Origin of the sequence: Bacillus nakamurai, assembly GCF_001584325.1 — a bacterium.
Classification (GTDB): Bacteria; Bacillota; Bacilli; order Bacillales; family Bacillaceae; genus Bacillus; species Bacillus nakamurai.
Genome location: NZ_LSAZ01000020.1, coordinates 50,713 through 59,687, shown reverse-complemented (window position 1 = coordinate 59,687; position 8,975 = coordinate 50,713). Strand labels below are relative to the sequence as shown.

The 8,975-nt window shown below is 46.4% G+C and carries 7 protein-coding genes, 1 pseudogene and 2 riboswitches; of the genes and pseudogenes, 4 read left to right on the top strand and 4 right to left on the bottom strand.

Annotation, left to right across the window (positions count from 1 at the left end; all coding sequences use genetic code 11):
- Positions 1-37: 37 nt before the first annotated feature.
- The 3 genes and pseudogenes from mgtE to AXI59_RS10925 form a co-directional block, all read right to left on the bottom strand.
- Positions 38-1,393 (bottom strand): magnesium transporter, encoded by a 1,356-nt coding sequence (gene mgtE / locus AXI59_RS10930; RefSeq protein WP_013352007.1) that lies wholly within the window; start codon positions 1,391-1,393, stop codon positions 38-40.
- A gap of 234 nt (positions 1,394-1,627) precedes the next feature.
- A riboswitch (M-box (ykoK) riboswitch) is annotated at positions 1,628-1,793 on the bottom strand.
- A 106-nt stretch (positions 1,794-1,899) separates the two neighbouring features.
- A complete protein-coding gene (locus AXI59_RS19770; protein WP_156476266.1) occupies positions 1,900-2,037 on the bottom strand; it encodes a transcriptional regulator SplA domain-containing protein in 138 nt (45 codons plus the stop codon).
- Between the two features lie 90 nt (positions 2,038-2,127).
- Positions 2,128-3,392, bottom strand: a pseudogene (locus AXI59_RS10925) (glycosyl hydrolase family 18 protein).
- A 161-nt stretch (positions 3,393-3,553) separates the two neighbouring features.
- Positions 3,554-3,665, top strand: a riboswitch (TPP riboswitch).
- A gap of 184 nt (positions 3,666-3,849) precedes the next feature.
- Between AXI59_RS10925 and AXI59_RS10920 the strand changes: the two are divergent.
- Genes AXI59_RS10920 through AXI59_RS10910 form a run of 3 tightly spaced genes read left to right on the top strand, consistent with a single transcriptional unit; the run spans position 3,850 to position 6,809 of the window.
- Entirely contained in the window at positions 3,850-4,449 is a 600-nt protein-coding gene (locus tag AXI59_RS10920; protein ID WP_061523511.1) for an ECF transporter S component, read from the top strand.
- Positions 4,436-6,073 (top strand): ABC transporter ATP-binding protein, encoded by a 1,638-nt coding sequence (locus AXI59_RS10915; RefSeq protein WP_061528193.1) that lies wholly within the window; start codon positions 4,436-4,438, stop codon positions 6,071-6,073. The genes AXI59_RS10920 and AXI59_RS10915 overlap by 14 nt, the downstream gene beginning before the upstream one ends.
- A complete protein-coding gene (locus tag AXI59_RS10910) occupies positions 6,048-6,809 on the top strand; it encodes an energy-coupling factor transporter transmembrane component T family protein (protein ID WP_061528192.1) in 762 nt (253 codons plus the stop codon). The genes AXI59_RS10915 and AXI59_RS10910 overlap by 26 nt, the downstream gene beginning before the upstream one ends.
- Positions 6,810-6,862: 53 nt before the next feature.
- On the opposite strand, the gene AXI59_RS10905 is transcribed toward AXI59_RS10910, so the two are convergent.
- Entirely contained in the window at positions 6,863-7,696 is an 834-nt protein-coding gene (locus AXI59_RS10905) for an STAS domain-containing protein (RefSeq protein ID WP_061523508.1), read from the bottom strand.
- 219 nt (positions 7,697-7,915) lie between these two features.
- Between AXI59_RS10905 and AXI59_RS10895 the strand changes: the two genes are divergently transcribed.
- Positions 7,916-8,875, top strand: a complete 960-nt coding sequence (locus AXI59_RS10895) for a S8 family peptidase (RefSeq protein ID WP_061523506.1) — start codon at positions 7,916-7,918, stop codon at positions 8,873-8,875.
- Positions 8,876-8,975 lie beyond the last annotated feature (100 nt).

Genomic DNA, 8,975 nt, shown 5'->3' with positions numbered 1-8,975 from the left:
CTCTATGGGGTCAGTCCCCAATAGAGACGGACTTTTTTTATAGTGCATGAAGAAATGCCGTTGCGATTCCGAAATAAATTAATAAGGACAAAATATCGTTAAGCGTCGTAATCAGCGGCCCGGAAGCAATCGCCGGATCAATGTTCAGTTTATGAAGAATAATAGGGACAATCGTTCCCGCCATCGTTCCGATAATTAATGTCGCGAGCAGAGACGAACCGACGACAAAACCGAGTGTTAAGTCCTTCTGCCAGACGGACGCGACGATCGTAATCGCTATCGAGCAGACGATTCCGATATAGATACCGGCTCTCAATTCACGAAAAATCAGCTTAAAGATGGTTTTTTTATTCATTTCTTCTTTAGCCAAACCTCTGATGACCACAGCGAGGGACTGTGTACCGGTGTTTCCGGTCGTTCCCGCAATCATCGGCATGAAGAATGCCAAGGCGACTACTTTTTGCAATGTATCTTCAAAATAATTCAGAATGCTGCCGGAAATCAATCCGATAAACAAAAGCAAAATCAGCCACGGCAATCTGCGGTATGCCGCTACATAAGCTTTCGTATCAAAGGTGATCGCTTTACCCGATGCGGCGAATTTTTCATAATCTTCATCGGCCTCTTTAATGACGACGTCGATAATATCATCGACTGTGACAATGCCGACAAGCACATTGTTTTCTTCAACGATGGGAATGGCTAAAAAATCATACCGCTGAATAAGCCGGGCGACTTCTTCCTGATCTTGAAGCACTCCCGCTGAAATGACACGCGTAAACATGAGATCCTGCACTTTATCTTCCGGATCTCCGAGAATTAAATCCCTGTAGGAAAGAACCCCGACAAGCTGTTTGCTGTCATTAATGACGTATAAATAGTTTATCGATTCGGCGATTTCCGCGAAGCTTTTCAGCTTGACGACCGCATCTTTTACTGTATAATGCTGCGGAATCCAGACGAAGCGGTTCGTCATCATACGGCCGGCTGATTCCTGCGGATAGTTCATCAGAAGCTGAACGGCCTTTGATTCCTCGGCCTCCATGCTGGACAGCAGCTGTTCTTTCAGTTCTTCATCCATCTCTTCCAGCAATGCGGCGAGATCATCGTTATCCATTTTGTTCATCGCGAGGGTCGCTTTCGTTTTACCGACTTTATGTAAAACGGCAAGCTGGAATTCCCGCTCTAATTCTCCGATCATGTCGGTGATATCATCAACCGTCATGTACGACAGGTAGCGGGCCCGGTGTTTTTCCGGCATTTCTTTAAATAAAAACGCCATATCATAAGGCTGAAGTTCATCTATCATGCTGCGGAATTCTTTTATTTTTCCATCCCGCAATAAAATAATAATGCGTAATATGAGTTCGTCATAGGTCATGTTTTGAACCATCGGGACTCGTACCTCCTTTTACGGAGACGCGCCGTCTGTCAAAGAAAGTGCGGCGGACTGTCTCCTCATCATGTCATCACTTGTTATCTGGCTGTATATGGGTACTTCTTCTGACATACTCGAATGGGGAGAATCCATACTCCGCACCTCCTTATCATGCTCAGTCATGTACATTTTGAGGCATAAAAAAAACCTTCTGATTGAAGGCGAAAAGAAGCACGGCAAATAAACGTGCAGGGCCTTCAATCGTAGAGCTTTAGCACTGTATGGCATAGGATGACCATCCAGCTGCGTTAAAAATCACCTTATGTCGATGATTCCTGTTGACCCATTGGCGTCTTTGGACATTTTTGGGCAGCAGCGTATCTCCATACAGGAGCCTCACCTAACGAAGTTCCTATTTGAATTGACACACTGAGATTACAGAAAAAAAAGGGATGTGTCAACCATAAAATGCGTTATTTCAGCTATCGGTGACAAAATAAACGGAATAAAGGCTGAAGCCCTTATTCCGGCAAATCGCTTTCATCTTCTTCTGAGAGCAAATGATACGATTCATGCAGCATTAACGCGTATTCCCCTTCTTTTGTCGGATGGGGAACGTATTCAGCCTGATTAATGTACTGCTCTTCTCTTTTTTTCATGTACAGACCTCCTTTTCACATTAGATTGTCCAAAAGAATGCCTGTTATCATAGGAAGAAAAAACACCCGCCGGAGGGCGGGTCCACGCAGCTATATTTTTCGGATCGTGAAAAATTTCCGCAAGAGCCAAGGCCCCGGATTGAAGCCGAGCGTCAATTGCCACGCTCCGATGGCCTGGAGGCCGAATTCCCGCACGAGAACCATTTTTTCACTCATGCTTCTTACGTCTTCGAACCACACTTTATGGGTTCTTCCCTGTTCATCTGTGTACCGGAAATACGGCGAGCGGTCTTGCTCTGAATAGTGTATCGCCGACTGGTGCTTCATAGCGGTTTCAATGGCGCGCTGATTGGATATAGCGGTTCCGATCGTGCCGGGTTTATACGGAATCAGCCAATCATAACCATACAGCGGAACACCGAGAATCACTTTTCTTCTCGGCAGCCTGCTGATGGCAAAGTTAATCGTCTCCCTGACTTCGGTCAAGGGTGCCACAGCGCCCGGCTCACTGCCGGCATGGTGCCAATCGTACGCCATAATAAACATATAATCGACGACAGCCCCGATTCCGCCGTCATCACATCCTCGGAGCCAAGGCACCTCTTCACTTGTTTTAGCCGGAACCGATATGGTTAATGCAAGCTGATGCTGTGAAAGCCGATTTTTCAACTCACGGAGAAAGCCTGTGAACAGATCACGATCCGCTTCACTGATCCGTTCAAAATCAATGTTTACACCGCCATACCCTTTTCTAGTCGTCAAATACACGAGATATTGTTGACGAGGTTCGTCCGGGCTGACGGATTTTGCAGCACTTGATGGGCAAGGTCAGAACTGAACCCCCCGCCTGTCAGATTCGTAATGACGGCAAGCGGCCGCACTCTGTTTTTCCACGTGGTTTCAATCGCTGTTTTGTCATTTAAGTCATTCAGAATGTCCCCATTCGGTCCAAAATGATATTCAAACAGCGAGATCGCAGATGAATAAGGTGCATAATCGTTGATTAACGCTCTGTCTGCTTCAGGTGTCCGAATGACATAAAATTGCAGAGTGCCGGCAAGGTAGTTCGAGATGTCAGGTATCCTCACCTTCATTCCCGTCTGTAAACGGTTTGGCAAAATCGAGGGATTGGCCTGCATCAGCTGCATTTGCGAAACATAAGACTTGACCGCGATGACGGCATACGTATCATTCGGCTGAACCGTATATTCATAAAGAGGAATAAGCAGTGCTTGCCCCGGAACAATATTCGTTTCCTCAAGCCCGTTGACGCTCCTGATCCGGTCAACAGGGAGTCCGTATCTCCTGCTTATTGAAAATAATGTGTCGCCAGACTGCACTGTATGAACAAACATAGGAGTCCTCCATTTCCTTTTTATAAAAAAGGCGGCGCGATAAACACTCTTCCTATCTTTATGAATGATAGTCCGGTCCGATTCCTCTCTTCAACCGGGAAAAGCTGTTTACAAATCAGAATTGATGAACTATGATGATGTCATCATAAAAAACTGTATAGGAAACGCACTAGGGGTGCTGTAATGGCTGAGATAAAACATGCTGCGGCGTGTTTTGATCCCTTATAACCCGATCTGGATAATACCAGCGTGGGGAAGTGCAGATTGACCGAAGCGCGGTTTATTTTTTATGCGTTTTCGTTCTGTTGCTGCATATTCCCTTGGATATGCAGTTTTTTATTTTCATTTAATAACGGGAGGGAAACGAAAATGATGAAGCCGAATGGCCATTTCCTGTGACGAAGCAGCATTTAACAGCAGCCGAAAATCCAATAGACAAGAAAGCAGGAGATTAAAAATGAAGAACTGGAAAATGAGAGAAATTGTAGTCATGTCAGTGATCAGTGTTGTATTCGCTGTCATTTATTTATTATCTACTCACGCAAGCAATATAGCGGCCGGTTTTTTCGGCCGGATGAGCTATGAACCGATTTATGGCATTTGGTTTATCGTATCGGTTATTGCCGCATACATCATTCAAAAACCGGGAGCGGCGCTTATTTCTGAAATCATTGCCGCATTTGTGGAGTGCCTTCTCGGAAATCCGTCAGGCCCGATGGTCATTCTGATAGGAATTGCGCAGGGATTGGGAGCGGAAGCCGTCTTTTTAGCCACACGATGGCGGGCCTATTCTCTGCCTGTTTTGCTGTTGGCGGGGATGGGTTCTTCTGTGACAAGTTTTATTTATGATTTATTTGTTTCCGGCTACTCTGTTTTGAATCCGGGTTTGTTGGCGGTTATGTTTATCATCCGTCTTGCTTCCGGTGCGATTCTTGCTGGGCTTCTCGGAAAGGTGATCAGCGACTCACTTGCCTACACAGGCGTGCTGAACGGAATGGCGCTCGGAAAGGAATTCAAGAAGAAAAAGAAACAGGTGACCCAAAATGCAGGCATCTGATCCGCTTCTCACGGTTGACGGTCTGACATTTTCTTATGAAGAGGATGAAAAACCGATTTTTCAAAACGTGTCATTTCAGCTGCAAAAAGGCGAACGGGCCTTATTGCTCGGTCCGAGCGGATGCGGCAAAAGCTCGCTTGCCCTTTGCTTAAACGGCCTTTATCCGGAAGCGTGCGACGCGTTCCAAACAGGCTGTGTTGCCTTATACGGGAAACCCCTTTCTGACCTGTCAGAGCCTGCCGCCAAATCAATCGGCGCGGTGTTTCAAGATCCGGATCAGCAATTTTGCATGCTGACGGTTGAGGATGAAATCGCCTTCGGGCTGGAAAATCTGCAATATGCAAAAGAAGACATGGACAGGATCATTGATGATGTGCTGGAAAAATTCGAAATTCCCCATCTAAAGAAGCGAACGATTTCAGGCCTGTCAGGCGGGTTAAAGCAAAAAGTCGCACTCGCTTGTATTATCGCGATGGGGCCTGATCTTATTATTTTGGATGAACCGACGGCTCAGCTTGATCCTTATTCCGCGCGTGAATTCGTACAGCTGATCAGAGAGCTCCAAGAGAAAAAAGGGTTCGGCCTTCTCGTTATTGAACACCAACTCGATCATTGGGTACCGTGGATGGATAGAACGATTGTGCTTGACGAATCGGGGCGGAAAGTGATGGACGGGCCGACAAAAGACATCTTTCAATTTCAGCTTGATGAGCTGACACGGCTCGGAATACCCATTCCGCACGTCATTTCTTTGCAGAAACATCTTCATATTCCTTTTACTTTGTGCAAAGAAAACCTTTTTAACGAACCGTTCCCTCCCCTTTCGAATAACGGCGGGATCGAGCCTTCTGCAGAAGATGCGCTCAGCGTTCATCATCTATCATTTAAAAGAGGAGCGGAAACGATTTTTCAGGATCTGAGCTTTTCCGTCAAAAATGGCTCAATCACTGCGATTGCCGGGCCTAACGGCACAGGAAAGTCCACGCTTCTATCAGTGCTGGCCCGGCTGAACCGGCCAGAGGGCGGGCAAATTAAAATAGACGGAAGACCGATTGATTCCTATTCTGAAAAAGAGCTGCGGCGCCATATGGGATTTGTATTTCAAAATCCTGAGCATCAGTTTGTCACTGACACAGTCATGGATGAACTGTTATTCGGCTTTGAACGTCAGGAGGCAGTGAAGGAGAAAGCTCTTCAGCTGTTAGCTCGGTTCGGCCTCCGGCGCTATGTCTCGCATCATCCGTTTTCGTTAAGCCAAGGACAAAAACGCAGGCTCAGCGTCGCGACAATGCTGATGCACGATGTAAAAATACTGCTGCTTGATGAGCCGACATTCGGCCAGGACGCAAAAACGGCGCGTGAATGTATGCAAATGCTTCAAGAGATTCAGTCAGAAGGAACGGCGGTTCTTATGGTGACACACGATATGGAGCTTGTCTCCGAATATGCTGATAGCATTCTGGTGCTTCATGATACGAACCTGGTTTATTATGGGTCTCCAGACTTACTGTTTTCGGAACGTCACGGACTCGTTGACCAGGCAAAACTGGCTTTGCCGCTGAAGTATGAATGGATGAAGCAGGATGGGAGGCAGAGACATGAATCACCGGCTGCAAACTGTTAACCCGACGGTAAAAGCGGCGGCTGTCCTTTGCTGTGTCGTGATGCTGTCGTTTATTTATAATCCATACACACCCGCTTTGTTTTACATCATCATCGTGGCAGGTGTTATAACGGCAGGCCGGATTCCGCTGAAAAAATGGCTTCTGTTCACGATACCGTTTTTCATTCTCGCCTTCGGCTGCTTATGGACAGCGGCGGTTTTCGGAAATGTCCCGACAACCGCCGGCAACCTGCTGTTCCGGCTGGGGCCTATTTCCGTAAACAGTGACAACGCGGCGCTCGGCGTTTCGATCGGCTTTCGCATTTTATGTTTTTCTGCTTTGTCGATGATGTTTATTTTCACAACCGATCCGATTCTGTTTATGCTGAGTCTCATTCAGCAGTGTAAGCTGCCGCCGAAGCTTGCGTACGGCATTATCGCCGGATTTCGATTTCTTCCTCTTCTGAAAGACGAAATCCGGATCATCCGGCAGGCGCACAGAATCAGAGGCGCTGTGACTGCATCCGGTCTGAAGGGCAAGCTGTCCGCCTTTACGCGCTATACCATTCCGCTTTTGGCAGGCGCAATCCGGAAAGCGGAACGCACGGCCATTGCAATGGAATCAAAAGGTTTCACAGGCAGCCGAAACCGCACGTATTACAGGAGCGTGACCATGCGCGGCGGCGACTGGTTCTTTTTCCTGCTCGTCCTTTTATTATTTAGCGCCAGTTATGCTGTCTCTTTATTCTTTTTATAAAAACAGGCTGCCGGAGACGATTCGGCAGCCTGTTTTTGTTATGTACGCTTCTGTTACAGATTATAATTAAGCGCTTGAGCCAAGTTTGACTTAATTGTGATATTGGAAAAATTAATGCCGAGCTGAACGGCCGTTTGGGCGATTTCCGGCCTGATTCCGGATAAGGTCGATTTGACTCCGATCAAATTAAGCGCCTCAATCAATTTAAAGATTTGGTGCGCCACCATCGTATCCACGACCACCACGCCCGACAAGTCGATTAACAAATGCTCGACAAGCCTGTCTGCACAGGTGCTTAACGTGTTTTCCAAAATAAATTTAGCCCGCTCAGTGTCGATATCGCCGACAAGGGGCAAAAGGGCCGTGCGTTTGCTGAGTGTGATGACCGGCGAGCTTAATTCTAATATCATTTCCCGCTGTGCGTTCAGCTGCATTTTCGAATTATGTTCGGCATGATCAACAAACGTATAGATAGTAAAATCAAATACTTGAACGATTAAATCCTCCCATTTCTTCCTTTCTCCCTGTGCAAACGAAGACTCGTGAGAATCGGCAAACGCATCATAATAGCTTTTGTACAGCGTCCGGTTTCTCATAAATTCGCGAACCACATATTGAACGGGTGTGTCTAAATGCTTCTGATCCTTCGCAAGCTCGATCACCCACCGTTCGAACTCTTCCAGAAATTCTTTTTCCGGTTTGATATACATGTTATTAATATGCCGGTAAAATTCTTTATCCTGCTCAATCAGTTCTTCTGTCATAACCGGATTTGTCAAAGAATAGATCGAATTGGGGTCTGAGTCTTCCATTGTGTCAATCCAATCTTTCGCAATTTGGTCAACCTGTCCTGAAAAATATTCGTATAATGCTTCATTAAGTTTCATACCTCTTCTCCTTTCCCATTTCCAATTATAGCGTCAGTGAGTGCCGATTCACAGTGAAAGCTGTTAATCCATCCATTTATTTGAAAATAATTAGTGCAATGGATTGCGCCTGTTTTGTCAAAATGCTTCAAATGACTCTTTCCGAACGGCGCTTTCTGCCATAAAATAGTAGCAACACCCTTGTATCCACTTGCAAACATAAAAAAGGAGGGCTTTTTTATGAATGGTGAAATGCGCTTGATCCCGTATGTCACGAATGAGCAGATCATGGATGTGAACGAGCTTCCTGAGGGTATTAAAGTGATTAAGGCGCCAGAATTGTGGGCAAAAGGGTTTAAAGGCAAAGATATTAAAATCGCGGTTCTTGATACAGGCTGCGATACAACTCATCCCGATTTAAAAGATCGGATTATCGGCGGTAAAAACTTTACCGATGATGACGGAGGCAAAGAGGATGCGATTTCGGATTATAACGGACACGGCACCCATGTTTCCGGAACGATTGCCGCCAATGATTCAAACGGCGGAATTTCCGGGGTTGCGCCAGAGGCAAGCCTGTTAATCGTCAAGGTACTCGGCGGTAAAAACGGCAGCGGAAAGTATGAATGGATTATTAACGGCATCAATTATGCGGTTGAACAAAAGGCTGATATTATTTCCATGTCACTCGGCGGGCCGAGCGACGTGCCCGAGCTGAAAGAAGCCGTCACAAATGCCGTAAAAAACGGCGTGCTGGTCGTCTGCGCAGCAGGAAATGAAGGTGACGGAGACGCGCGGACAGAAGAGCTTTCCTACCCCGCTGCTTACAACGAAGTCATTGCAGTCGGATCGGTTTCTGTAGCTCGTAAATCTTCTGAATTTTCAAACGCAAATAAAGAAATTGACCTTGTCGCTCCCGGAGAAAATATTCTCTCCACCCTCCCTAATCATAAATACGGAAAGCTGACGGGCACTTCAATGGCCGCCCCGCATGTGAGCGGAGCGCTCGCCTTGATTAAAGGGCTTGAGCAGGATTCATTTCAGCGAACCCTGTCCGAAGCTGAGGTTTATGCCCAGCTTGTGCGCCGGACACTTCCGCTTGATATTGCCAAAACATTAGCGGGGAACGGATTTCTTTATTTAGATGCGCCGGACGTGCTGATGGAAAAAGCCGAACAGTCACAGCTGCTGTCTCTATAATATGTTTTTCATATCATGTTATCTTCATTTGTCAGATATTCAGTTTTTAAAATATGAGATTTTCTATTGACAGTGTTCTTCATAAGCTGTTAAGATTACC